The organism is Methylobacterium sp. WL1, assembly GCF_008000895.1.
GTDB lineage: Bacteria > Pseudomonadota > Alphaproteobacteria > Rhizobiales > Beijerinckiaceae > Methylobacterium.
The window spans coordinates 3543744-3566076 of the sequence record NZ_CP042823.1 but is presented as its reverse complement, the minus strand read 5'-3'; the positions used below and the strand labels follow the sequence as shown (position 1 = coordinate 3566076).

The 22333-nt window shown below is 70.2% G+C and carries 18 protein-coding genes and 1 pseudogene; 8 read left to right on the top strand and 11 right to left on the bottom strand.

Annotation, left to right across the window (positions count from 1 at the left end; all coding sequences use genetic code 11):
- Window positions 1-127: 127 nt before the first annotated feature.
- Window positions 128-1468 carry a glutamate--tRNA ligase gene (gltX, locus tag FVA80_RS17290; RefSeq protein WP_147910623.1) on the top strand — a complete coding sequence of 447 codons (1341 nt, stop codon included), beginning with the start codon at window positions 128-130 and terminating at the stop codon, window positions 1466-1468.
- Window positions 1469-1471: 3 nt separating this feature from the next.
- On the opposite strand, the gene FVA80_RS17285 is transcribed toward gltX, so the two are convergent.
- The 6 genes from FVA80_RS17285 to FVA80_RS17265 all read right to left on the bottom strand — a co-directional run bounded on the left by FVA80_RS17285 (window position 1472) and on the right by FVA80_RS17265 (window position 8287).
- Window positions 1472-2758, bottom strand: a complete 1287-nt coding sequence (locus FVA80_RS17285; RefSeq protein WP_147910627.1) for a hemolysin family protein — start codon at window positions 2756-2758, stop codon at window positions 1472-1474.
- A gap of 229 nt (window positions 2759-2987) precedes the next feature.
- Window positions 2988-3755, bottom strand: a complete 768-nt coding sequence (locus FVA80_RS17280) for a class I SAM-dependent methyltransferase (protein WP_147910622.1) — start codon at window positions 3753-3755, stop codon at window positions 2988-2990.
- A gap of 10 nt (window positions 3756-3765) precedes the next feature.
- Window positions 3766-4974 carry an MFS transporter gene (locus FVA80_RS17275; RefSeq protein ID WP_147910621.1) on the bottom strand — a complete coding sequence of 403 codons (1209 nt, stop codon included), beginning with the start codon at window positions 4972-4974 and terminating at the stop codon, window positions 3766-3768.
- A gap of 109 nt (window positions 4975-5083) precedes the next feature.
- The gene (locus tag FVA80_RS31330) at window positions 5084-6130 is read right to left on the bottom strand and encodes an OmpA family protein (protein WP_246691996.1); all 1047 of its coding nucleotides are present in this window, start codon (window positions 6128-6130) and stop codon (window positions 5084-5086) included.
- Window positions 6131-6752: 622 nt separating this feature from the next.
- Complete coding sequence (locus FVA80_RS31325; protein WP_246691995.1) at window positions 6753-7154, bottom strand: hypothetical protein; 402 nt, start codon at window positions 7152-7154, stop codon at window positions 6753-6755.
- Window positions 7155-7231: 77 nt separating this feature from the next.
- Window positions 7232-8287, bottom strand: a complete 1056-nt coding sequence (locus FVA80_RS17265; protein WP_147909979.1) for a DUF2865 domain-containing protein — start codon at window positions 8285-8287, stop codon at window positions 7232-7234.
- A 157-nt stretch (window positions 8288-8444) separates the two neighbouring features.
- Here FVA80_RS17265 and FVA80_RS17260 point away from each other — a divergent pair, with 157 nt between their 5' ends.
- On the top strand, window positions 8445-8960 hold the full coding sequence (locus FVA80_RS17260) for a CreA family protein (protein WP_187193393.1): 516 nt from the start codon (window positions 8445-8447) through the stop codon (window positions 8958-8960).
- A gap of 22 nt (window positions 8961-8982) precedes the next feature.
- On the opposite strand, the gene FVA80_RS17255 is transcribed toward FVA80_RS17260, so the two are convergent.
- The gene (locus FVA80_RS17255) at window positions 8983-9330 is read right to left on the bottom strand and encodes a hypothetical protein (protein WP_147909977.1); all 348 of its coding nucleotides are present in this window, start codon (window positions 9328-9330) and stop codon (window positions 8983-8985) included.
- Between the two features lie 309 nt (window positions 9331-9639).
- Here FVA80_RS17255 and cysS point away from each other — a divergent pair, with 309 nt between their 5' ends.
- Window positions 9640-11025 carry a cysteine--tRNA ligase gene (gene cysS, locus FVA80_RS17250; RefSeq protein ID WP_147909976.1) on the top strand — a complete coding sequence of 462 codons (1386 nt, stop codon included), beginning with the start codon at window positions 9640-9642 and terminating at the stop codon, window positions 11023-11025.
- Window positions 11026-11323: 298 nt separating this feature from the next.
- A complete protein-coding gene (locus tag FVA80_RS17245; protein WP_147909975.1) occupies window positions 11324-12076 on the top strand; it encodes a trypsin-like serine protease in 753 nt (250 codons plus the stop codon).
- A 72-nt stretch (window positions 12077-12148) separates the two neighbouring features.
- On the opposite strand, the gene FVA80_RS17240 is transcribed toward FVA80_RS17245, so the two are convergent.
- On the bottom strand, window positions 12149-12850 hold the full coding sequence (locus tag FVA80_RS17240; RefSeq protein WP_147857559.1) for a response regulator transcription factor CtrA: 702 nt from the start codon (window positions 12848-12850) through the stop codon (window positions 12149-12151).
- 419 nt (window positions 12851-13269) lie between these two features.
- Between FVA80_RS17240 and fliI the strand changes: the two genes are divergently transcribed.
- The 3 genes from fliI to FVA80_RS17225 all read left to right on the top strand — a co-directional run bounded on the left by fliI (window position 13270) and on the right by FVA80_RS17225 (window position 16438).
- Window positions 13270-14622 carry a flagellar protein export ATPase FliI gene (fliI, locus tag FVA80_RS17235; RefSeq protein WP_147909974.1) on the top strand — a complete coding sequence of 451 codons (1353 nt, stop codon included), beginning with the start codon at window positions 13270-13272 and terminating at the stop codon, window positions 14620-14622.
- Window positions 14623-14771: 149 nt separating this feature from the next.
- The gene (fliJ, locus tag FVA80_RS17230; protein WP_007566480.1) at window positions 14772-15179 is read left to right on the top strand and encodes a flagellar export protein FliJ; all 408 of its coding nucleotides are present in this window, start codon (window positions 14772-14774) and stop codon (window positions 15177-15179) included.
- Window positions 15180-15376: 197 nt separating this feature from the next.
- Entirely contained in the window at window positions 15377-16438 is a 1062-nt protein-coding gene (locus FVA80_RS17225; protein WP_147909973.1) for a lysylphosphatidylglycerol synthase domain-containing protein, read from the top strand.
- 319 nt (window positions 16439-16757) lie between these two features.
- Here FVA80_RS17225 and flhA read toward each other — a convergent pair whose 3' ends face one another.
- The gene (flhA, locus tag FVA80_RS17220) at window positions 16758-18920 is read right to left on the bottom strand and encodes a flagellar biosynthesis protein FlhA (RefSeq protein WP_147909972.1); all 2163 of its coding nucleotides are present in this window, start codon (window positions 18918-18920) and stop codon (window positions 16758-16760) included.
- Window positions 18921-19147: 227 nt separating this feature from the next.
- Here flhA and FVA80_RS17215 point away from each other — a divergent pair.
- Window positions 19148-19728: pseudogene (locus FVA80_RS17215) on the top strand (hypothetical protein).
- 50 nt (window positions 19729-19778) lie between these two features.
- On the opposite strand, the gene FVA80_RS17210 reads toward FVA80_RS17215, so the two are convergent.
- Together FVA80_RS17210 and FVA80_RS17205 are read right to left on the bottom strand one after the other, a co-directional pair.
- Window positions 19779-21020, bottom strand: coding sequence for a capsule biosynthesis protein (locus FVA80_RS17210; protein ID WP_147909970.1), 1242 nt, complete (start codon window positions 21018-21020; stop codon window positions 19779-19781).
- Between the two features lie 130 nt (window positions 21021-21150).
- Window positions 21151-21804 (bottom strand): ABC transporter ATP-binding protein, encoded by a 654-nt coding sequence (locus FVA80_RS17205; protein ID WP_007566489.1) that lies wholly within the window; start codon window positions 21802-21804, stop codon window positions 21151-21153.
- Window positions 21805-22333 lie beyond the last annotated feature (529 nt).

Sequence of the window (22333 nt, the reverse complement as noted above, 5' to 3'; positions counted from 1 at the left end):
AGCGTGGCGTTCTGACGGGTTTTGCCGGGGCTGGGTAGCGGGCCGAAGGCGAGGGTACGGGCGGTTCGCGTCACCCATGCGCGAAGGGACGCGCAAAACCGTCCGCAGATCGGCTACAGAGCGGATCATGACGCTCGTCCGCTTCGCTCCCTCGCCCACCGGCTACCTGCATATCGGCAACGCCCGCCCGGCTTTGCTCAACGCGCTGTTCGCGCGCAAGGCGGGCGGGCGCTTCCTGCTGCGCCTCGACGACACCGACGCCGAGCGCTCGACCGAAACGTTCGCCGAGGCGATCCAGGAGGATCTCGCCTGGCTCGGCATCACCTGGGACCTGTTCGCCCGCCAGAGCGACCGCAAGGCCCAGCACGATGCCGCCGCCGACACCTTGCGCGCGGCGGGGCGGCTCTATCCCTGCTACGAGACGCAGGAGGAGCTCGAGCGTCGGCGCAAGCGTCAGCTCGGCCGTGGTCAGCCGCCGATCTACGACCGGGCGGCGCTGCAGCTCACCGCGGAGGACCGCGCCGCCCTGGAGGCGGAGGGCCGCCGGCCGCATTGGCGCTTCCTGCTGGAGGCCCGGACCGTGACGTGGGACGATCTCGTGCGCGGGCCGGCGCATGTGGATTGCGCGTCGCTGTCCGACCCGGTGCTGATCCGCGCCGACGGCAGCTATCTCTACACGCTGCCCTCCGTGGTGGACGATGCCGACCTCGGCATCACCCACGTGATCCGCGGCGAGGACCACGTCACCAACACCGGCGTGCAGGTGCAGATCTTCGAGGCGCTCGGCGCGGACGTGCCGGTCTTCGGCCACCACAACCTGCTCACCACCGCGGACGGGGAGGGGCTGTCGAAGCGGCTCGGCCACCTGTCGCTGCGCGGTCTGCGCGAGGCCGGCTACGAGCCGGCGGCCGTGCGCTCGCTGGCGGTGCTGACCGGCTCGGCCGAATCCGTGCGGGCGGTACCCGACCTCGACACGCTGGCGAGCCTCGTCGATCTCGGCGAGATCTCCCGGGCGCCGGCCCGGTTCGACCCCACCGAGCTCGACGGGCTCAACGCCCGGCTCGTCCATGCCATGCCGTACGCCGAGGTTGCCCCGCGCCTCACCGCCCTCGGCATCCCTGCCGAGACCGCGGAGCCGTTCTGGCGGGCGGTGCAGCCCAATCTCGGCCGTGTCTCGGAGGCGGGCGACTGGTGGCGCGTGGTGACCGGCCCGATCGATCCGGTCCTGACAGAGGAGGCCGTGATCGCGGCGGCCCGCGAGACCCTGCCGGCTGAGCCGTTCGGGCCTGAGACCTGGAAGGCCTGGACCACCGAGATCCGCAGCCGCACCGGCACGAAGGGGCGGGGGCTGTTCATGCCGCTGCGCCTCGCGCTCACCGGCTTGGAGCATGGGCCGGACCTCGCCGGGCTGCTGCCGCTGATCGGCCGAGACCGGGCGGCGCGGCGGCTCGCGGGCGAGGCGGCCTAGCGCCTACTCCGCCTCCGGCTCTTCGAGCCGCGTCGCCAGCAGCTTGTCCACGCGGCGGCCGTCGAGATCCACCACCTCGAAGCGCCAGCCGGCGATGTCGCAGGTCTCGCCGGTCTCCGGCAGGCGCTGGAACGCCGCGATGACGAGGCCGGCGGCCGTGGCGTAGTCGCGCGAGGGTGGCAGGCGCAGGCCGAGCTGGTCGGCCATCTCGTCGGCCGGCATCGACCCGGCGATCAGCCAGGACCCGTCCGGGCGGCGCACTGCGTCCGGCTCCACGGATTCGGAGTGGAACGCGCCCGCGATGGCATCGAGGATGTCGGCGGGGGTCACGAGCCCGTCGAAATGGCCGTACTCGTCGTGGACCAGCGCCATCGGCACGGTGCCCTTGCGCAGGGCGTCCAGGGCATCGAGCGCGTCCAGGGTATCGGGCAGCACCGGGGCCCGGCGGACATGCCCCCGCAGGTCCAGGGGCTCGCCGCGGGAGAGCGGGCCGATCAGGTCGCGGACCTGCACGACGCCGATCATGGCGTCCGGGCCGCCATCGGCCACCGGCAGGCGGGCATGGGGGCTCGCCAGCAGGCGTGCTCGGATGGCCTCGGGATCGTCCGAAAGGTCGAGCCACACGACCTCGGTGCGCGGGGTCATGACGCCGCGCACCAGCCGGTCGCCGAGCCGGAGCACGCCGGAGATCATCGCGCGCTCGCCGCCCTCGATGACGCCGGCCGTCTCGGCCTCGGCCACGAGGCTGCGGATCTCCTCCTCGGTGACGGCGCTCGCGCTCTCGGTTTCCTGGCCGATCAGGCGGAACACCGCCCGGGTCGAGGCGTCGAGCAGCCACACCGCCGGCAGGGCCGCCCGGGCGACGAGCCGCATGCCGGGCGCCACCGCGCAGGCGATCCCCTCGGGGTTGCGCAAGGCAAGATGCTTCGGGACCAGCTCGCCGATGATCACCGACAGGTAGGTGATCACCCCGATCACCAGGGTGTAGCCCAGCGTGTCGGCCCAGCCCTTCGGCAGGCCGAGGTCGATCAGCGTCAGCGCCAGGCGGTCGCCCAGCGCCGCGCCCGAGACGACGCCCGACAGGATGCCGATCAGCGTGATGCAGATCTGGACTGTGGAGAGGAAGCGTCCCGGCTCCTCGGCCAGCGCCAGGGCCGCCTTCGCCCCCGGCCGGCGGGCATCCGCATAGGCGCGCAGACGGCTCTTGCGCGATGAGACCACCGCCAGCTCGGAGAGAGCGAAGACGCCGTTCAGCGCGATCAGCAGGACGACGGTGACGAGCTCGAGCAGGCGGGCTTGCAGAGCCGCGATCCCGCAGCGCGGGCCGGGCTTCCTCTGATGACACGGATGTCCAACATGGGTGCGAGGCCCGGACCGTTCAACGGCCAAGCCTCCGGGTGCAAATCAGGTCGTGTCCGATCCGCCTTGCCGACCCCGCGACCTCAGGATGAGGGGCGGGATGGGGAGGTCCCACTTCCGGAGCCGCCTTCCGACCGGGATCCGAAGTTCGGAAGAAACCTCAGCGCGGGCGCGCCTCGATCAGCGCGGAATCCAGCAGAAAACTGCCGTCGCCCTCGATGCAGAAGTGCTCTGTGACCTCGACGGGTGCCGAGCCCTGGAGGGCGCGGATCGCCGCGACGTTGACCTCCGGCGTGCGCATCCGGGCGATCCAGCTCGCGAAGTCCATCCGCGGCCGGTAGGCTCGCGTGTCGCCCAGGACGAGGCCGGCCGCCTCCAGCATCGCGCGCCATTCCGAGACCCGGTAGTCGCGCACATGAGAGGGATCGCGCAGCAACTCCACCGCCTGGAGGTGGGTGTCGAGCAGGGGCTCCTCCGGCGCGACGATATCGCAGACCACGAACAGGCCGTCCGGCTTCAGCACCCGGCGCGCCTCCGCCAGGGCGGCCGGAACGTCGCGCCAATGGTGGGCGCTGTAGCGGGTCAGCACCGCGTCGAAGGCGGCGTCCGGGAAAGGCAGCGCCTCGGCGGCGCCCTGGCGGGTCGCGATCCGGTCGAGGCCGCGCCGCTCGGCCTCGGCGGTGACCGCCGCCAGCATCTCGGAGGAGAGATCGTAGGCCGTGACCGAAGCCCCCGCCGCCGCCGCCGCGAACGCCACGTGGCCGCCGCCGCAGCCGAGATCGAGCACGCCCGCGCCCGGCAGCCCGCGAACCAGAGCGCCGATCCGGTCCAGGTCGGCGCCGCCGGCGTGGACCGCGCTCGTCACGTAGGCCGAGGCTTGGGCGCCGAACTGATCGACGACGTGGCCGGAATGGGTGCGCGTGCTCATCACGGGTTCCTCAGCTCGGCAGCGGCGCCAGGCGCGAGAGCCGAATCGCGATGGCGAGGGCCAGACCGTAGAGGGTGCCCACGAACAGCACCACGCCGGTCCAGCCGGAATGCGCGAAGAACCAGCCGCCCGCAGTGCCGAGCACCGACGACCCCAGGTAGTACAGGCACAGGTAGATCGAGGAGGCCTGGGCCCGGTCGCGGAGCGCCCGCCGGCCGACCCAGCTGCTCGCCACCGAATGCGCGCCGAAGAAGCCGATCGTCACGACGACGATCCCGGCGACGATCACCAGCAGGTTGTCCGCCTGCGTCATCAGGATCCCGGCCAGCCCGACCCCGGTGGCGAGCCATAGCACCCGCCGCCGGCCGAACCGGCTCGCCAGCTCGCCCGTGACCGGGCTGCTGACCATGCCGGCGACGTAGACGGAGAAGATCAGGCCGATCACCGTCTGGCTCAGGGAGAACGGCGGATCGAGCAGGCGGAAGCCGATGTAATTGTAGATGCAGACGAAGCCGCCCATCAGCAGGAACGCCTCTGCGAACAGCCACGGCAGCCCGGCATCGCGGAAATGGTGGCCGAAGGAGCCCGGCACGTCGCGCCAGGCCATCCGGCGCGGCACGAAGTTGCGGGCCGGCGGCAGCCAGCGCCAGAAAGCCAGCGCCGCGACGAGGGCCAGGCCGCCGATCGTGGCGAGCCCGATCCGCCAGTTCATGTGGTCGGCCATCACGCCGCTGATCAGCCGGCCGGACATGCCCCCCAGCGCGTTGCCGCCGACCAGGAGCCCCATCGACAGGCCGATCGCCTGCGTGTCCATCTCCTCGGCGAGATAGGCCATCGCCACCGCGGGCAGGCCGCTCGCGGTCAAGCCGGACAGCGCCCGCAGGATCAGGAACCCATGCCAGCCCGGGATCAGGGCGGCCACGATGGTCAGCACTGCGGAGGCGAATAGGGAGGCGAGCATCACCGGCTTGCGGCCCCAGATCTCCGAGAGCGGGCTCACCACCAGAAGCGCCACCGCCAGCAGCCCGCAGGGCAGCGACAAGGCGAGGCTGCTCTCGGCCGGCGAGACGCCGAACGCATCCGAAAAGATCGGCAGCAGCGGCTGCACCGCGTAGAGCACCGCGAAGGTCGAGAACCCGGCCGCCGCCAGCGCCAGCGCGGTGCGGCGGAACACTGGCGTACCCGACCGGATCAGCCGCCCGTCGTCGTCGCTCTCCATGAACCGTCCCGCGCCGCCACCTTCGCCCGGTGGTGGGACGCATGAGCCATGACGTCAACCGCGGCGGACGCATTGCTCCGGCCCGCCGCGGTCAGTGTCGTCAGTCCGCTCAGCGTGGCGGTGGCGCGCCCTGCGGCGTTCCCTGCTGTAGCAGCGGCGTGATCCGCCGGACCGTGACGCGACGGTTCTCCCGGGCCGCGTTCTGCGTGTTCACCTTCAGGTACTGCTCGCCGTAGCCCTGTGTGGTCAGGTTCTCCGGCGGAACCTGGAACTGCTGGGTCAGCACCGTCGCCACCGACTGCGCCCGGCGGTCCGACAGGGACAGGTTGTCGATGTCGGACCCCACCGCGTCGGTGTAACCCTCGATCAAGAAGACCTCCTGCGGGTTGGCGCGGATCGCTCGGTTGATCGCCGCGGCGATCACCGACAGCCGGGCCGCCTGGTCCGGCGTCACCGTGAACGAAGCCGTGTCGAAGGTGATCGTGTCGATGTCGACCGAGCGCATCCGCGCGCGCAGATCCGGGCTGTAGCGGACCTGGTCCAGGGTGTAGCGCCGGTCCACGGCGACCACAGGCGGGGCCGTCAGCGCCTCGTAGACCGCACCCTCGTCCGCCTGCTCGTACTCCACCACGTAGCGGTCGCGGGGGATGCGGATGTCGGGGGGCGGCAGCACGACCACGTCGTCGTAGATCGGGCGCGGCGGGCCGGCGTAGCTGTTGTCGATGATCACCACCTCGCGGCCGTCGCGGAAGCGGCGATAGCGGCGCAGCATCCGCCCGTCATCGTCCGTGACGGTGACGATCTGCTCGCCGCCCGGCCGGTCGATGAAGCTGTAGAAGTCGGCACCGCGCCGCTCGGAGCGGAAGCCGCGTGGGTCGATGTCCCGGAACCGCTCGTTCTCGTCGTGGCGGATCAGGTAGCCGTCGCGGTCGCGGACGATGATGCGGCCGGGCTCCCGGTAATAGGTGCGACCGCCCTCGCTGAATTCCCGCCGGTCGCGCCGGACCTGGTCGTAGTCGCGCACGTCGTCGTCCGCACGGAAGCCGCCGGGGACGTAGCCGGGCTGGCCCGGCGCGTTGAACACGCCGCGCGCCGCCGGACCGCCAGCGGGCGGCTGGCCCCGTTGCGCACCGGGGGCGGGGCGGGACAGGCGCATCCGGCGCCTGTCCGGGGGCTGCACGGGACGGCCGGGTACCCCCGGCGCCATGTTGGCGGCACCGGGCGCCCCGGCTCCGCGCCGGGCTGCGGCTGGGCACCGGGCTGCTGGGCATCGAGGCGCTGCACCGGACGTCCGGGTAAGCCGGGCGCCATATTGGGTGGCGCAGGGCGTCCGGGCTCGGCGCCGGGCTGTGCATCCGGGCGCTGGACCGGACGTCCCGGCACGCCGGGCGCAGCGTTGGGCGGCGGCGGTGACGCGCCGGGCCCGCCAGGACGCTGGGTCGGGGCCTCGCGGTCGGGAGCGGCCTCGCGGCGCTGCGCAGGCGCGTCCGGCGCGCCGCCAGGGTGACGCGGTCCTGATCCGGGCCACGGCGATTGCGATCCGGGCCGCGCTGCGATTGCTCCGTCGCGTCCGGCGCCGGACGATCCTGATCCCGTGTGCGGCGGTCCTGATCGGACCCGCGCTGCGGCTGCACCGGACGCTCGGGATCCCCCTCTGCGCGGGCGACGGATCGCGCTGCGCGGGCGGCCGGTCGGGATTGCCGCGGTCCGGCCCGGGGCGATCGGGTGCGCGCCGCTGGTCCGGCGCCGGACGCTCGGGTGCCACTCGGTCCCGGCCGTCAGGCTGGCGATCCGGCTGCCGCTCCTGCGCGGGTGGCCGGGGCGCGGGCCGCTGCTCGGGGCACGCTCCCGCGGGGCGGCTCGGCCTGGGGCTGCCGCTGGGCCGGCGGCTCGGGACGCTCGCGCGGCGGTGGAGCGCGTTCAGGACGCGGCTCGGGGTGCTCGCGCGCGGCGGGCGGCGGGCCGGGCGGCGGGGCCGGACGCTCCTGCGGCGGACGCTCGGGCCGCGGACCGCCATGAGGCGGTTCGCCGCCGCCGCGCGGGCCGCGCTCGTCCGGGCCGCGCTCGGCTGGGCCACCTTGGGCCAGGAGCATCGGGCTCGGGGATGCGCCCGCGGGCTGCGTCAGGGTCAGGCCCGGGAGCACCGTGCCGGTGAGGAGGATCAGTCGCAGCAGCCGCATCGGAACCTCGTATCGGATCGAGCCGACCCGAACCCGATGCGCGGCGTATGGTTCCGCCCCGGCCGCTCAAGACTCCGTCAGGGCGTGAGGCGCTGGGGCACCGCGATCATGTCCGGGGCGATGATCCGCACCGCCACGTGGTCGGGCTTGGCGACACTCGGCTGAGCCGCGGCGGCCTTGCCGCCCGCCGCCCCGGCGCCCATTTCGACCCCGGCCCGGCCGGCCGCGTCGGCGGCGAGTTCGGCCGCAGTCCGGTCGGCCCGGCCGACCAGGGTCAGGCGCACCTTGGGACGCGACAGGGCCTCGGCCTGCATGGGCGTGACGAAGATGTCGCCCTTGTGCCGCACCAGCATGCTCTCGGCCTTCACCAGGGACTGCGCCCAGGTCTGGGTCTGAGGTTTGCAGGAGCAGTTCGGGACGAATTCCTTGCGGAACTTGAACGCGTTGGCGAGGCTCGCATAGGCGCGGCTGCCCTTCACCGAGGCGGCGTGCTTCAGCGCCTCGTCGCCGTACGGCATGGAGTAGGCCTGCGCCTCGGTGCCGGGGCAGAGCGCCTGGCACATCTCGTCCGCGCCGCCGCGCCCCTCGGGCAGGTTGCGCATCGGGAAGAAGCCGCCGTCGCAGGTGCGCACGCAGACCATCTGCGGGCCGCCCTTGGCGTAGCTCTCGCCGCTGGCCGCATAGGTTTCCCGGGCCGGACAGTTGGCGGCGACCAGGCCCTGCAGCTCGCGCTTGCGGGCGCCGCTGTCGTCGAACACCGCGCCGCCATAGGTGGCCTTGAGCGCGCGGATGCGCTGCTCGACGGCGCCGCACTGAGGCGGGCGCGTGTCGAAGAACAGGAACTTGCCGCCCTCGCAGTTCAGCCCGCGGAAATAGGCTTCCAGCCGCCCGATCTCGTCGTTGAGCGCCCGGGTCGTGCTGGCACCGGTCTGGACGGAGGCGAGCTCGGCCCGGTAGCGCCGGCAGGCGGGCGACGGCAGCTGCGGTGCGCCGGGCCGCGGCTCGCTGAATGCGGGCGGACCGGCCTGCGCATCCTGCGCCCGGGCTGTGTCGAGGCTGAGGGACAATCCGCATGCCAGCGCCGCGCTCAAGATGAGGCGGCCGAGCGAACGGACGATCGGGCGGTCAAGCATCGGCTGCATCGCGTGATCGGGAATGCCGTGGTCCCCTCGGTTGGGCGCTGTCTGCCCCGGCCTCGGGACCGAAGCAGCTTGACTGTACGCCCCCTCGTCAGGCGACGACAGCCCTCCTACATCCGGGTGGCAAGCTTGGGCAGGGAATTGATCCGTGATGTGGTTTCGGAGTCTCACCTATGTTGGGTTGGTTGCCCTCGGCCTCTCCGCGGCGGGGCCGGCCTCGGCTCAGGAACCGGACCGGATCTTCTCCAAATCCACGGTCTGGCGGCCGCTGACGCCCAACGACAAGCTCGTGGTCTACGGCATCGACGACCCGGCCGTGTCGGGGGTCGCCTGCTGGTACACGCAGCCGGAGAAGGGCGGCATCAAGGGGACGCTCGGCCTCGCCGAGGACGTCTCCGACATCTCGCTGGCCTGCCGCCAGACCGGGCCGATCGCCTTCAAGGGCAAGCTGAGCCAAGGCGAGGTCGTGTTCAGCGAGCGGCGTTCGCTGATCTTCAAGTCGATGCAGATCGTGCGCGGCTGTGATGCCCAGCGCAACACGCTGATCTACATGGTTTATTCCGACAAGGTCGTGCAGGGTTCGCCGAAGAACTCGACCTCCGCGGTGCCGCTGGCGCCCTGGGGCACGGAGCCCGCGCCGAAATGCTCGGAGTTCGTCAAAGGCTGACGACGGCCTGCCGGGGCGCCGTTCAGTCCCGGCAGGTGATGCGGATCGGGCGCTCGGTCGGCGTTGAGATCGGCTGCTCGATGGCGCCGGTATATTCGTCGGCGGCCGCGATCCCGAACGTGTTGGCGGCGGCATAGCCCTGCGCTTCGCACCACGCGTTGGCGACCACCTGGCCGCACTCGCTGCCGGGGGTCGTCAGGCAATCGCCGACGCCGTAGCCGTCGCTCGACGGGATCAAGAAGGTCTTCTCGACATGGGCCGGCACCTTGGCGGGCGTCTCGCCGTCGCTGCCGGCGAACGCGCCCTGCGCCAGGCCGGCCGTGGCCAGGGCGGCGGCGATGACGAAGGTACCAACGGCCGTGCGTCGCATGGATCGTCCTTGGGCACAGGATCTTGAGGTTGCGGAGCTTGGTCCGGACGGTCCGACGGCGCGGTTAAGGAAGGCTTACCCGCCGCTTGCGCGGACCATCTCGAATTCCTCACGCTTTTGCGTTAGCCCCATCGGGCGGGCGGCACCGTCGCCGCAGTGCAACAGCGAACCGCCGCGGCGGGACCCGAGCCGTCACGGTTCGGCCGTTCTTCGCGTCGCAGGGCCCGCAGGTCGTTGAAGGCAGGGCCGGTTTTCCGGCGACGGCGCGGCGCCGGGATTCGGCCGCGGCGCCGGAAGGGGATGAGTTTCATGGCGCCGATGTTGCGGCTCTACAACACGCTCAGCGGTGCCAAGGAGGCGTTCGCGCCGATCGATCCCGCCCATGTGCGGATGTATGCCTGCGGCCCGACCGTCTACGACGCGGCCCATATCGGCAACGCGCGCCCGATCATCGTCTTCGACCTGCTGTTCCGCTTGCTGCGCCACCTCTACGGGCCGGGCCACGTCACCTATGCGCGCAACGTCACGGACGTGGACGACAAGATCAACGCCCGCGCGGCCGAGCGCGGCATCACCATCCGTGAACTCACCGATGGCACGCTCGCGCAGTTCCACCGGGATATCGGCGACCTCGGCGTCCTCGGGCCCGAGGATGTGAACGCTCCGGGCGCGCCGCCCCGCTTCATCGAGCCCCGCGCCACCGATCACATCGCCGAGATGCGCGCGATGATCGACGCGCTGGTGGCCGGAGGGCACGCCTACGTGGCGGAGAGGCACGTGCTGTTCGACGTCCCGGCCATGCCCGAGTACGGCCGTCTCTCGAAGCGGCCCCTCGACGAGATGGAGGCCGGCGCCCGGGTCGAGGTCGCGCCCTACAAGCGCTCGCCCCTCGACTTCGTGCTGTGGAAGCCGTCGAAGCCCGGCGAGCCGTCCTGGCCGTCACCCGCCGGCATCGCCGAGCCCGGTCGGCCCGGCTGGCACATCGAGTGCTCCGCGATGTCGGCCAAGCACCTCGGCAAAACCTTCGACATCCACGCCGGCGGCATCGACTTGATCTTCCCCCACCACGAGAACGAGGTGGCGCAGTCCCGCTGCTGCTTCGGGACGCCCGTGATGGCCAATGTCTGGCTGCACAACGGCTTCCTGCAGGTGGAGGGGGAGAAGATGTCCAAATCGCTGGGCAACTTCATCACCATCCGCGACGTGCTGAACGACTGGCCGGGCGAGGTCGTGCGCCTGACCATGCTCAGGACGCACTACCGGCAGCCGATCGACTGGACCCTGCGCGGGCTCGAGGAATCGAGCCGCGTGCTCGACCGCTGGTACAACGCGGCCGGGGATGCCCTGGCCGCCGAGACCGCCCCGGGCACGGTGGTCGAGGCGCTCTGCGACGACCTCAACACCCCGGCGGCGATCAACGCGCTGCACGGACTGACCGACGACGCAGCCGCCCTGCGGGCCGGCGCGCACCTGTTCGGCCTGCTCGCCCGCACCCGCAGCGCCCGCGAGCACGATCAGGTCGCGGCGTCCGGGGTCGACGTACCCGCCGTCGAGGCGCTCATCGCGCAGCGCAAGGCAGCCCGGGCCGCCAAGGACTGGCCCGCCTCCGACCGCGCCCGGGACGCCCTCGCCGCGATGGGGGTGTCCGTGAAGGACAACAAGGACGGCACAAGCACCTGGACCGTGGCGCGCTGACCGCCGCGTCCTTGGGGGAGCCGCGTCCGAGCATCGAATGATTTTTGCGGTTTGGCAGGCGCCCTGAGGTTCAAGCCTTCACCCCGTCATCCAGGGCTCGCCTGCGGCGCCCCGGAACGACGGGGCGATTGAAAGCGTCGCCAGCGGTCATCCTGGCGGCAGGGCCCGTTCGAGGCATCGCGATCGGTCGCTGAAAAAGCCAGTGACGCGATGACCTTGACCGCGTCCTCTCGCCCGCTTGCACCGATTGTGTGTTCGCGCATCTGTGATTGTGGGGCTGGGGGCAGAAGGGTCGCGCGTGACGGCATTCAGGATTATCGGAGCGGGTCTCGCATTGGCGGTCGGGCTCGGCCTCGCCGGGCCGGCCGACGCCATCGACGGCGGGGCGCCGGCGGGACGGGATGCGCTGGCGCAGGCCACCGTCGCCATCGGCACCATCACCCAGCCCGAGGAGGCGCTGAGGCTCACGCGCTGCACCGGGATCCTGATCGCCCCGGACCTCGTGCTCACCGCGGCGCATTGCGTGAACGGCGATCCGCTCGGCGCCCTCGTGGTGTTCTTCCGCGGCACCGAGCCGGCGCGTCCGGTCTACGGCGCCCGGGTCGCGGCCCGCTACAGCCCCGATCCCGGTGAGATGCTGCCGAACGCGGCGCCCGACGTGAGCCTCGCCGATCTGTCCCTCGACCTCGCGGTCCTGCGCCTGACCGAGCCGGTGCGCGACCGGCGCCCGGTGCCGCTCGCGGCCGATCCCCGGCGCGTGCCCAAGAGCCTGCGGATCGCGGGGGCCGGCCTGTCCGGGCGGGGTGTCGGGCGCCTGCGCACCGCGACCCTGACGCCGGTCGCGGCCAGCAACACCGGCCTGACCATCGCCCGGGCGAACGGCGCCCGGATCTGCTTCGGCGATTCCGGCGGCCCGGTCGTCGCGCAGGATCGCGGCGGGATCTATGTCTGGGGTGTCGCCAGCGCTGTGATCACCCGGACCGCGCCGTGCGGCGGCTACGTCGTGGTGGCGCCGGCCGCCCAGGTCTTCTCCGCGACCGGGGTCCGGTAGGCCCCAAAAAGCGAAAACCCCGCGCGGCCGAGCCGCACGGGGTTTTTCGAACGTGGCGGTGATCCGGGAGGATCAGACCGCCATGCGCTCTTCGGCGTCCATCGGCTCGCGCAGCACGTAGCCGCGGCCCCAGACGGTCTCGATGTAGTTCTTGCCCTGGCTGGCGTTGGCGAGCTTCTTGCGCAGCTTGCAGATGAAGACGTCGATGATCTTCAGCTCGGGCTCGTCCATGCCGCCGTAGAGATGGTTGAGGAACATCTCCTTGGTGAGCGTCGTGCCCTTCCGCAGCGAGAGGAGTTCCAGCATCTGGTACTCCTTGCCGGTGAGGTGCACCCGGGCGCCGCCGACCTCGACGGTCTTCTGGTCGAGGTTCACGATCAGGTCGGCGGTGGTGATCACCGACTGGGCGTGGCCCTTCGACCGGCGCACGATGGCGTGGATGCGGGCGACCAGCTCGTCCTTGTGGAACGGCTTGGTGAGGTAGTCGTCGGCCCCGAAGCCCAGACCCTTCACCTTGTCCTCGATCCCGGCCATGCCGGAGAGGATCAGGATCGGCGTCTTCACCTTCGCCACGCGCAGGTTGCGCAGCACCTCGTAGCCCGACATGTCGGGCAGGTTCAAGTCGAGGAGGATGATGTCGTAATCGTAGAGCTTGCCGAGGTCTATGCCTTCTTCGCCAAGGTCGGTCGTATAGGTGTTGAAGTTCTCGGACTTGAGCATCAACTCGATGCTCTGCGCTGTCGCGCTATCGTCCTCGATCAGAAGTACCCGCATCGTCGGTCCCCAGCCCTGCCGGCCGCATCAGCGCGCAGACACGTCCCCACTGACACCCGCCACCGGCCTGTGGACGGGCGCTCCGTCGCTCTTGACGTGGAACGCTATGGATTAATCGTTAACAAAACCTGATTCCCACCCGCAAGCGTCTCGTTCATCGAGCCCCGAGCTTGGCGGGAGGAACCAGGTCCCTCCACCCCCGCCCGGGGCCGCGATTCCGCTCCGATTGCGACCGGTCCGCCCACGCGCTTGGACGTAAGTGTCTCCCCCGTAACGAATCGGTCCCGGCTGTGACCCTGCGGCCACAGACGCACGACTTCGTGAAGTCCGGCTGGCGCCGGAGCCCGGACCGAGCCGCTACGAGCCCGATGACCGCAGTGTTAAGGAGGCCGGTAAACGAAGCGTTGAGAGCCACGCCGATGACACAGGATCCGGCAAGGTCCGTTACCAGTCTCGCCGCGGCCCAGGCGGCCCTCGACCGCGTCGAGGTGCTGGAGACGTTCGGCCGGGTCGTCGCGATCCGCGGCCTCCTGGTCGAGGTCGCCGGCCCGGTGGCGGCCATGCGGCTCGGCGGCCGGATCGACGTGGAGGGCGCCAACGGCCTCGGGCTGGTGCCGTGCGAGATCATCGGTTTCCAGGGTGACCGCGCGCTGGCGATGCCGTTCGGGTCCCTGGAAGGCGTCCGCCGGGGCTGCCCCGCCTACGTGCGCGACGAATCGGCCGGAGCCATCCGGCCCTGCGGCGCCTGGCTCGGCCGGGTGGTCGACGCCCTCGGCCGACCCGTGGACGGGCTCGGACCCCTGCCGCGGGGGCCGGATGTCTACTCCCTGCGCGCCGACCCGCCCCCCGCCCATGCCCGCACCCGGGTCGGCGGCCCGCTGGATCTCGGGGTCCGGTGCATCAACACCTTCCTGACCATGTGCGCCGGCCAGCGGATGGGCATCTTCGCCGGCTCCGGCGTCGGCAAGTCGGTGCTGCTGTCGATGCTCGCCCGCTACACCGCCGCCGACGTGGCGGTGATCGGCCTCGTGGGCGAGCGCGGCCGCGAGGTGCAGGAGTTCCTGCAGGACGATCTCGGCGCCGCCGGCCTCGCCCGCTCGGTGGTGGTGGTGGCGACCTCCGACGAGCCGGCGCTCATGCGCCGCAACGCCGCCTACGTGACCCTCTCGGTGGCCGAGCACTTCCGCGACCAGGGCGCGAAGGTGCTGTGCATGATCGATTCGATCACCCGCTTCGCCATGGCCCAGCGCGACATCGGCCTCGCGGCGGGCGAGCCGCCCACGGCCAAGGGCTACACCCCGACCGTCTTCTCCGAGCTGCCGCGCCTGCTGGAGCGTGCGGGACCCGGGGTCGGCCTCGGCACGATCTCGGCGCTGTTCACCGTGCTCGTCGAGGGCGACGACCACAACGAGCCGGTGGCGGATGCGGTCCGCGGCATCCTGGACGGGCACATCGTCATGGAACGGGCCATCGCCGAGCGCGGGCGCTATCCGGCGATCAACGTGCTGCGCTCGGTCTCCCGCACCATGCCGCGTTCCTGCGATCCGGCCTACCTGCCGGTGGTGCGCCGGGCCCGTCGGGTGCTCTCCACCTACGCCGACATGGAGGAGCTGATCCGCCTGGGCGCCTACCGGGCGGGCTCGTCCCAGGAGGTCGACGAGGCCGTGGCGCTCATGCCTCAGCTTGAGGCTTTTCTGGGGCAGGGTAAGGAAGAAGCAACGTCCATCGGCGATGGTTACGCACGGCTTAGCCAGATCGTCGGCATAGCCTAGGCATCATGCAGCGAAGCGGTAACCGCTTGGGTGTATTCGATGATGCGGAACTAGGGTCTGAGCAGGTTCGCGTTCGCGATCCTGTTTGGGGCACGGGCCGGGCATGGTCCTTGGCGCGGCCCTGAGCGTTGCGTGGAGTGAGCGTCCCAATGAAATCGCGTGACACGCTGATCCGGCTGCGCCGCTTCCAGGTTGACGAGAAGCGCCGGCGTGTGACCCAGATCGAGATGATGATGGCGGACTTCCAGCGCATGGCGGTGGAACTCGACCGCGAGGTCGCCGTCGAGGAAGCGCGCGCCGGCATCACCGATGTCGGGCATTTCGCCTACCCGACCTACGCCCGCGCCGCCGCCGGCCGCCGGGACAACATGCGCCAGTCCGCTCAGGCGCTCGAAGGCCAGCTGGCCGAGGCCAAGGCCGAGCTCGGAGAGGCGTTTGAGGAACTCAAGAAGGTAGAGATCCTGAACGACCGCGAGCGGACCGCCGAGCGCGCCGCGGAGGCGATCCGGGACCAGGCCGCCATGGACGGGATCGGGCTCAACCGCGCCCGGGGCTGACCCGCTGTCCGGCTGCTCGCGCACCCACGCGTTGCATCCTCTTCGGCGGCTCGACCGCAGGGTCCGCGTGTGATGTGCCGGCAACGCGGCACGAAACCGTCACGATCACCTGACAAGGGAAATCGGGATGGCCTCGATCCGCTTGCGGCGCGTTGCATGGCGGCGCATCAGGGGCTCTCCCCGGGGCGTCGGTGTACATGAAGAAGCTCAGCGATTTCATCTGGCCGTTGATCGGCCTCGCAGCGGTCGTGATATCGGGCTACTTCCTCTATCAAGAGTTGAAGACGACGTCGCTGGCGGCGATCTGGTCCGCAATCCTGGCGATCCCGCCGCACCGGATCCTGCTCGCAGCGCTCTCGACCCTCGTGGCTTACGCCGCGCTCGCCTGGTACGACCGGATCGCGTTGCTGCACCTCGGCGTCAACCACATCTCGTGGTTGTTCGTGTCCCTATGCTCCTTCACCACCTACGCGCTCTCGCATAACATCGGCGCCTCGGTGTTTTCCGGCGCCCTGGTGCGCTACCGGGCCTACACGGCCAAGGGCCTCTCGGCCGCGCAGGTCGCCGTGCTGGTGGCCCTGTGCTCCTTCACCTTCTTCCTCGGCACGATCCTGCTCGGCGGCTTCACCCTGGTGGTGGATCCTCACCTGCTGACGCGCCTCGAGGGCCGGCTCCCCGGCTTCCTCACCGACCCCAAGACCGCCCTGGTGGTCGGCTTCGGCATGCTGGGCTTCGTGGCCCTGTACGTGCTCGGCTCGATCCTGCACATGCGGCCGCTGCACATCCGCTCGTTCAAGCTGGAATATCCCCGGCCCGGCATCATGGCCCGCCAGCTGCTGGCGGCACCGCTGGAGCTTCTGGGCGCGGCCGGCATCATCTACTTCGCGCTGCCGGATGCGATGAACCCCGGCTTCATCCCGGTGCTCGCGATCTTCCTGGCCTCGTTCTCGGTGGCGCTCGCCTCGCATGCCCCCGGCGGCCTCGGCGTGTTCGAGATCGTGTTCATCACCGCGATGCACATTACCGACGACGCCCAGAAGGACGCGATCATCGCGGCGGTGATCATCTTCCGGATCTTCTACTTCTGGATCCCGGCGCTGATCTCGGTGATCGTCGTCGTGCTCTTCGAGCGCTCCCGCCTCGCCGCCGCCATCGGCTCGCCGACCGCGGTGCCTTCGACCGTGCCGGAGCCCCCGGTGGTCGTGCCCGGGCTCGACGCGCACGAGCTTGAGCGCGAGCTGAAGCAGAAGGCGGTCTAAGGCGGAGAAGCTGGTTGGGCTGGCGTGGCAGAACGTCTGCCGTGGACGTTTCGTGGGGGCTCGGGTGATGTCCTGAGCCAATGAGGCAACGCCTGGAGGATAAGCCACCGTGTCATTCCGGGGCGCCGGAGGCGAGCCCGGAATCCAGAGGCGCCGGCCGTGCAAGGTCTTGATCCCTCGGCGATTATGGAGCCCGGGCTCCGCTTTGCGGCCCCGGGATGACAAGGTGGGCGCCGCGTCGTTAGCCCAACTCCAAACCCCTTGAGCGACGAGTCTTGCACGCTGAGCCTGCCTTGAGCAGGCCATCGACGCCGCCCCCTTAGATCGAGCCCACGGTGCGCAGCCGCGCCCGCGGGTGGATCTCGGCCTGGCTCATCACCGGGGTCTCCCGGCGGAAGCGCTCGATGATCGAGCGCACGAACGGCCGGGATTGTGCCGAGGTCACCAGCACCGGCATCTCGCCCTGGCGGGCCGCGGCCTCGAAGCGGTCGCGGACCGCGGTGACGAACTCGCTGAGCTTCGAGGGCTGCATCGCCAAGTAGCGCTCCTCGCGCTCGCCCACGATCGATTCCATGAAGGCCTGCTCCCAGGCGGGCGACAGGGTGATGATCGGCAGGGTGCCGTTCTGGTCCTGGTACTGGGCGCAGATCTGCCGGCCGAGCCGGGCGCGGACATGCTCGACCACGTCGCGCGGGTTCTTCACCGCGCCGGCCACCTCCGCGATGCCCTCCACGATCGCCCCGAGGTCGCGGATCGACACGCGCTCGGAGAGCAGGAACTGCAGCACCCGCTGCACGCCGGTGGTCGAGATCTGCGAGGGCATGATCTCCTTGAGCAGCTCGGCGTGCTCCTTCGGCAGCTCGCGCAGCAGCTTCGAGACCTCGACGTGGTTGAGCAGCTCGGAGACGTGCGCCTTGATCAACTCGGTGAGGTGGGTCGAGACCACGGTGGCGGCGTCCACCACCGTGTAGCCCTTGAGCTGCGCCTGATCGCGCAGGGACGCGTCGATCCAGGTCGCCGGCAGGCCGAAGGTGGGCTCCAGCATGTGCTGGCCGGGCAGCTGAACCTGGCCGCCCATCGGGTCCATGGCCATGAACTGGCCCGGGAAGATCCGGCCGGTGCCGGCCTCGATCTCCTTGACCCGCACCACGTAGGAGTTGGCATCGAGCTGGACGTTGTCGAGGATGCGGACCGAGGGCATCACGAAGCCGAGTTCCGCCGCGAGCTGGCGGCGCAGGGCCTTGATCTGATCCGTGAGCCGGTCCTGGCCTTCGCCGTTGACCAGGGCGAGCAGCGCGTAGCCCATCTCAAGCTTCAGGTCGTCGAGCTTCAGGAGGTCGGTGACGGTCTCCTCCTTGGCAGTGGCCGCGGCCGCGACGGCCTTGGCGTCCATCGGGACGCCCTCCGCGTCGAGCGGCGGGGCCTCGTTGGCCGTCTTGTTGGTGCGCCACGCGGCGTAGCCCGCCCCGCCGCCGAGCAGCAGGAACGGCAGCATCGGCATGCCGGGCAGGAGCGCGATCAGGAACATGACGGCCGCCGACATGCCCAGCGCCTTGGGGTAATGTGCGAGCTGCTTGCCCAGCGCCTTGTCGGCCGACCCTTTCACGCCCGCCTTCGACACCAGGATGCCGGCCGCGGTCGAGACGATCAGGGCCGGGACCTGGCTGGCCAGCCCGTCGCCGATGGTGAGCAGGGTGTAGCTCTTGGCTGCGTCGCCGAAGCTCATACCCTGCTGCGCCACGCCGATGACGATGCCGCCGACCACGTTGATGAACGTGATCAGCAGGGCCGCCACCGCGTCGCCGCGCACGAATTTCGAGGCGCCGTCCATGGCACCGAAGAACGACGATTCCTCTTCGAGGGCGGAGCGGCGGGCCTTGGCCACCTTCTCGTCGATCAGGCCGGCCGAGAGGTCGGCGTCGATCGCCATCTGCTTGCCGGGCATCGCGTCGAGGGTAAAGCGCGCCGCGACCTCGGCGATGCGCCCCGAGCCCTTCGTGATGACCACGAAGTTCACGATGATCAGGATCGCGAACACGATGATCCCGATGACGAAGTTGCCGCCCATCACGAAGTTGCCGAACGCCTCGATGACGTGGCCGGCCGCCGCCGTCCCTTCGTGGCCGTGGCCCAGGATCAGGCGGGTCGAGGCGAGGTTCAGCGCCAGCCGCAGCATCGTGGCGATCAGCAGCAGCGTCGGGAAGACGGTGAATTCCAGCGGGTTGTCGATCGACAGGCCGGTCATCATGATCAGCACGGAGGTGATGATCGAGACCGCCAGCAGCAGGTCGAGCAGTACCGCCGGCAACGGGAAGATCAGCACCGCCAAGATGCCCATGACGCCGGTGGCGAACATGAGGTCCGAGCGCTTGGACAGCGCGTGGAGGTCGCCGCGGGTGGGCAGCGCGAGCTGGCTCAGGACCGACGATGCAGCCCCGCCGAAAGACCCGCCCTTAACCGGCGCGCTCGCCGACTCCGCCATCGTGCTCGATCCATCCCGCGTGCCCGCGGGGAATCCCGGGAGCGCACTCGGCAAGATCTGCCGAGCGGATGGTTAGCGCGCCGTTAAGAAACCCCCAGGCCCAGGCGGGAACCCGCACTGCGTTCGCCACTTGATCGGGGGGCGATCAGATCGTCCCGGCGGTCGGGTGGGATGCCCGCTGCCGCGTCACGAAACCGGGCGGCAGCCCGCCGATCGAGAGAACGTCCATGGCCGCCCGCGTCCTCACCGCCCTGTTCGACGAGTACGATACCGCCACCACCGTGGTCGAACAGCTCGAGGCTGCGGGGATCCCGCATAGCGCCATCAGCATCCTGGCAAACCGCGCCGAGCCGGCCGTGCCCCGGGACGAGCCCTTCGGCGAACCCCAGCTCGACGTGGTCGACCCGGTGGATGCGGCCGGGACCGGCGCCACCGTCGGGACGGTCCTGGGCGGGGCGCCGGGCTGCTGGCGGGGCTCGGGCTGCTGGCGATCCCCGGACTCGGGCCGGTGGTCGCAGCGGGCTGGCTGGTGGCGGCCGCCGCGGGAGCCGGGGTCGGCGCCGCCGCGGGCGGGCTGATCGGTGGGCTCACGGGCGCCGGCCTCAGCGAGGACGAGGCCCAGACTTATGCCGAAGGCGTGCGCCGCGGCGGAACCCTCGTGACTGTGCAGGCCGAAGATCACCAGGCCGACCGGGTGATGGCGATCCTCGACCGCGGCGGCTCGATCGACCTCGACGAGCGTGCCGAAGGCTGGCGGGCCCAGGGCTGGACCGGCGACGCGTCCGCCAAGGCCGCCTCGGGCGCTTGAGCGCCTGAGCGCGCGACGCGCCCTATCCGTGCCGAACCGGGCGCCCGTCCTCAGGCCATCATCTTGCGGGCGAACATCGAGGCCGCGAACAGGACGGCGGCGCCCGCGGTGACGAGGCTGATCATCAACATCCGCCGCGGCTCGACCGAGGATTGCGCCTTCACCGGCTCGACGATCGGGCTGAAGAACTCGATCTGCCTGGCGGCGACGATGCGGGCCCGCTCGTGGGCGGTCAGCACCTGCTGGTAGTACTTCTCGGCGTTCTTGCGGTCGTTCTCGAGCCCCTCGAACCGGGTCAGCGCGTCCGACAGAAGGCGCTTCTGCTCAGGGTCCTGGCTGGCCGATTGCCGCTCGATCTTGGCGATGTTCTCGTCGAGATCCTTGATCTGCTGCTTGATGTCGATGATCCGGCGCGATTCCGGGCCGAGGTCGCGCTGGCCAATGGCGAGCTGGACCGCCAGGTTGATGCGGGCCGCCCGCAGCTCGGACACGACCTTGAGGTTTGCCTCGTTGGACTTCTGCGCGTCCAGCACGCCTTCGCGATTGCGCAGGTCGCGCATCGCCAGGCGGATCTTGGTCATGCGTTCCTCGGCGAGCTTCAACTCGCGCGTGCTCTCCGCGACGGCGTCCTCGCGGGACTTGACGCTGAGGTCGTTCACCATCCGCTCGGCCTCCTTCATCACCGCCTGGGCGATGGCGAGGGACTCGCTCGGGTCGAAGGCCTCGACCTGGAGCGACATGATGCCGGATCCGGATTCGACTTCGATGCCGACCCGGCGCTTCCAGTAGCGGAGGAACTTCTCGATCGGCTTATCGGGATCGAAGCGGGAGAAGTAGTCGATGCTGTCGCGGCTGAACCACTCGCGGATCGGCAGCTTCGACTCGATGATCTCCAGCATCGGCCGGCTGAGGATGTACTCGTAGGTGATCAGCGTGTCCTGGGCGACCATCTGATTCGAGACGCCCGACGAGGTGCCGACCGAATCCGGCGTCGCCTTGTCGGCCGTGCCGAGCGCCGGGCGGATCGCGAACCGCGCCTCGCTCACGTAGCGATCCGAGGCGATCAGGCCGAAATACAGCGCTCCGGCCAGGGCCGGCAGCACGAAGCAGACCACGAACAGGATCGGGATCCAGGGGTCGTTCTTGACGTGGCTCTGGTAGGACCGGATGCCCTTCTTGCGGTCCACGAACCGCGACATGCGGGCGATCTGGCGCAACGATTCGGTGATCGCCTGCTGCCGGTCCGCAGTGGTGACCGGCTGCCCCTCGGCTTTCCGGATCTCCATGTTCATGACGTGATCCCTGGCCTCCACGGCCCCCACGGTCCGCCCGTCGCCGGGCCCTCGACCGCGCCGAAACGCTCGTGTCGCACGCCTCTCTCATGAAGAGGCGGCAAAAGCATGTCTTCCCCGGTCGGGTCGATCACGCGTTGAGGCGCCGATAGACCTCGATGGCGTCGTTGACGTCCTCGTAGATGATCGCCCGCCCGTTGAGCAGGACGAGGCCCTGCGTGCACCATTGGCGGATCGTCTCCATCGAGTGCGAGACCATGATGATGTCGGCGTTCTTGCGCCGCTGCGAGAACACCTCGTCGCAGCGCTTGGAGAAGCGCGCGTCGCCGACCGAGGTGATCTCGTCGATCAGGTAGCAGTCGAACGGAATCGCCATGCTCATGCCGAAGGCGAGCCGGGCGCCCATGCCGGACGAGTAGGTGTAGATCGGCACGTCGAGGTAGCTGCCGAGCTCCGAGAAATCCTCGACGAAGTCGAGCACCCGGCGCGGATCCTCGCCGTAGATCCGGGCGACGAACATGACGTTGTCGCGGCCGGTCATCTTGGGATGGAAGCCGCCGGCGAAACCCAGCGGCCACGAGATCCGCAGGCCGCGATGGATTCTTCCGCGGGTCGGATCCTCGGTCCCGGCGATCAGCCGCATCGTGGTCGACTTGCCGGCGCCGTTGATGCCGAGGATGCCGTAGGAGATGCCGGGCTTCAGGGTGAACGACACCTGCTCCAGAATCGTCCGCTTGTGGCCGTCGGTGCGGTAGACCTTGCTGACTTTCTCGAAACGGATCACCGAGTGGTCTCCAGGGCGGGTTGCCGAAACGCCGGCCCGTGATGTCTGGCTGACCGGCTCCTGCCCCCGGAAAGCGGCGAATCTGAGAAGACCGGGCGCCGGGCCGACCGCGCCCGTAGGGGAGCCGGATGAGGGCCCCGGCTTCACCGTGATCCCGAGCGCAGCATGGCGACCTGGGACAGCCCACGGGTTTCAAGGCTGGGCTGATCGCCGGGGCGCCCGGCTTCCCTTGGGATGACGACGCGGGTGGATCGGCCCTCCGTTGCACGCCACCGTACTCCCAGCGGGTGATACGATTGATCTGCAACAAAATGCCAATTTGAACCCTTGCGGTTGACGTTACTCGGTATCTGGCATACCAGATGCCAAGACGCACAGCGAGACGCGGCTAGGGGCTCCGGACCATCCGGAACTTTAGCGCCGTATCCGCAGGGAGACCGCAATGCCGGACCCGAGCTTCGTTCGTTCCGACCAATACAGCATCTCGACCGTCGAACATCGGCAGCGCAGGGGTCGGACTGTCCGTGGC

Excerpts from the sequence above, each read along its gene's own strand:
- gltX (WP_147910623.1), top strand. The coding sequence starts at position 128 with ATGACGCTCGTCCGCTTCGCTCCCTCGCCCACCGGCTACCTGCATATC.
- FVA80_RS17280 (WP_147910622.1), bottom strand. The coding sequence starts at position 3,755 with ATGAGCACGCGCACCCATTCCGGCCACGTCGTCGATCAGTTCGGCGCC.
- FVA80_RS17275 (WP_147910621.1), bottom strand. The coding sequence starts at position 4,974 with ATGGAGAGCGACGACGACGGGCGGCTGATCCGGTCGGGTACGCCAGTG.
- FVA80_RS31330 (WP_246691996.1), bottom strand. The coding sequence starts at position 6,130 with ATGCGCCTGTCCCGCCCCGCCCCCGGTGCGCAACGGGGCCAGCCGCCC.
- FVA80_RS31325 (WP_246691995.1), bottom strand. The coding sequence starts at position 7,154 with ATGCGGCTGCTGCGACTGATCCTCCTCACCGGCACGGTGCTCCCGGGC.
- FVA80_RS17265 (WP_147909979.1), bottom strand. The coding sequence starts at position 8,287 with ATGCTTGACCGCCCGATCGTCCGTTCGCTCGGCCGCCTCATCTTGAGC.
- FVA80_RS17260 (WP_187193393.1), top strand. The coding sequence starts at position 8,445 with ATGTGGTTTCGGAGTCTCACCTATGTTGGGTTGGTTGCCCTCGGCCTC.
- FVA80_RS17255 (WP_147909977.1), bottom strand. The coding sequence starts at position 9,330 with ATGCGACGCACGGCCGTTGGTACCTTCGTCATCGCCGCCGCCCTGGCC.
- cysS (WP_147909976.1), top strand. The coding sequence starts at position 9,640 with ATGGCGCCGATGTTGCGGCTCTACAACACGCTCAGCGGTGCCAAGGAG.
- FVA80_RS17240 (WP_147857559.1), bottom strand. The coding sequence starts at position 12,850 with ATGCGGGTACTTCTGATCGAGGACGATAGCGCGACAGCGCAGAGCATC.
- fliI (WP_147909974.1), top strand. The coding sequence starts at position 13,270 with ATGACACAGGATCCGGCAAGGTCCGTTACCAGTCTCGCCGCGGCCCAG.
- fliJ (WP_007566480.1), top strand. The coding sequence starts at position 14,772 with ATGAAATCGCGTGACACGCTGATCCGGCTGCGCCGCTTCCAGGTTGAC.
- FVA80_RS17225 (WP_147909973.1), top strand. The coding sequence starts at position 15,377 with ATGAAGAAGCTCAGCGATTTCATCTGGCCGTTGATCGGCCTCGCAGCG.
- flhA (WP_147909972.1), bottom strand. The coding sequence starts at position 18,920 with ATGGCGGAGTCGGCGAGCGCGCCGGTTAAGGGCGGGTCTTTCGGCGGG.
- FVA80_RS17210 (WP_147909970.1), bottom strand. The coding sequence starts at position 21,020 with ATGAACATGGAGATCCGGAAAGCCGAGGGGCAGCCGGTCACCACTGCG.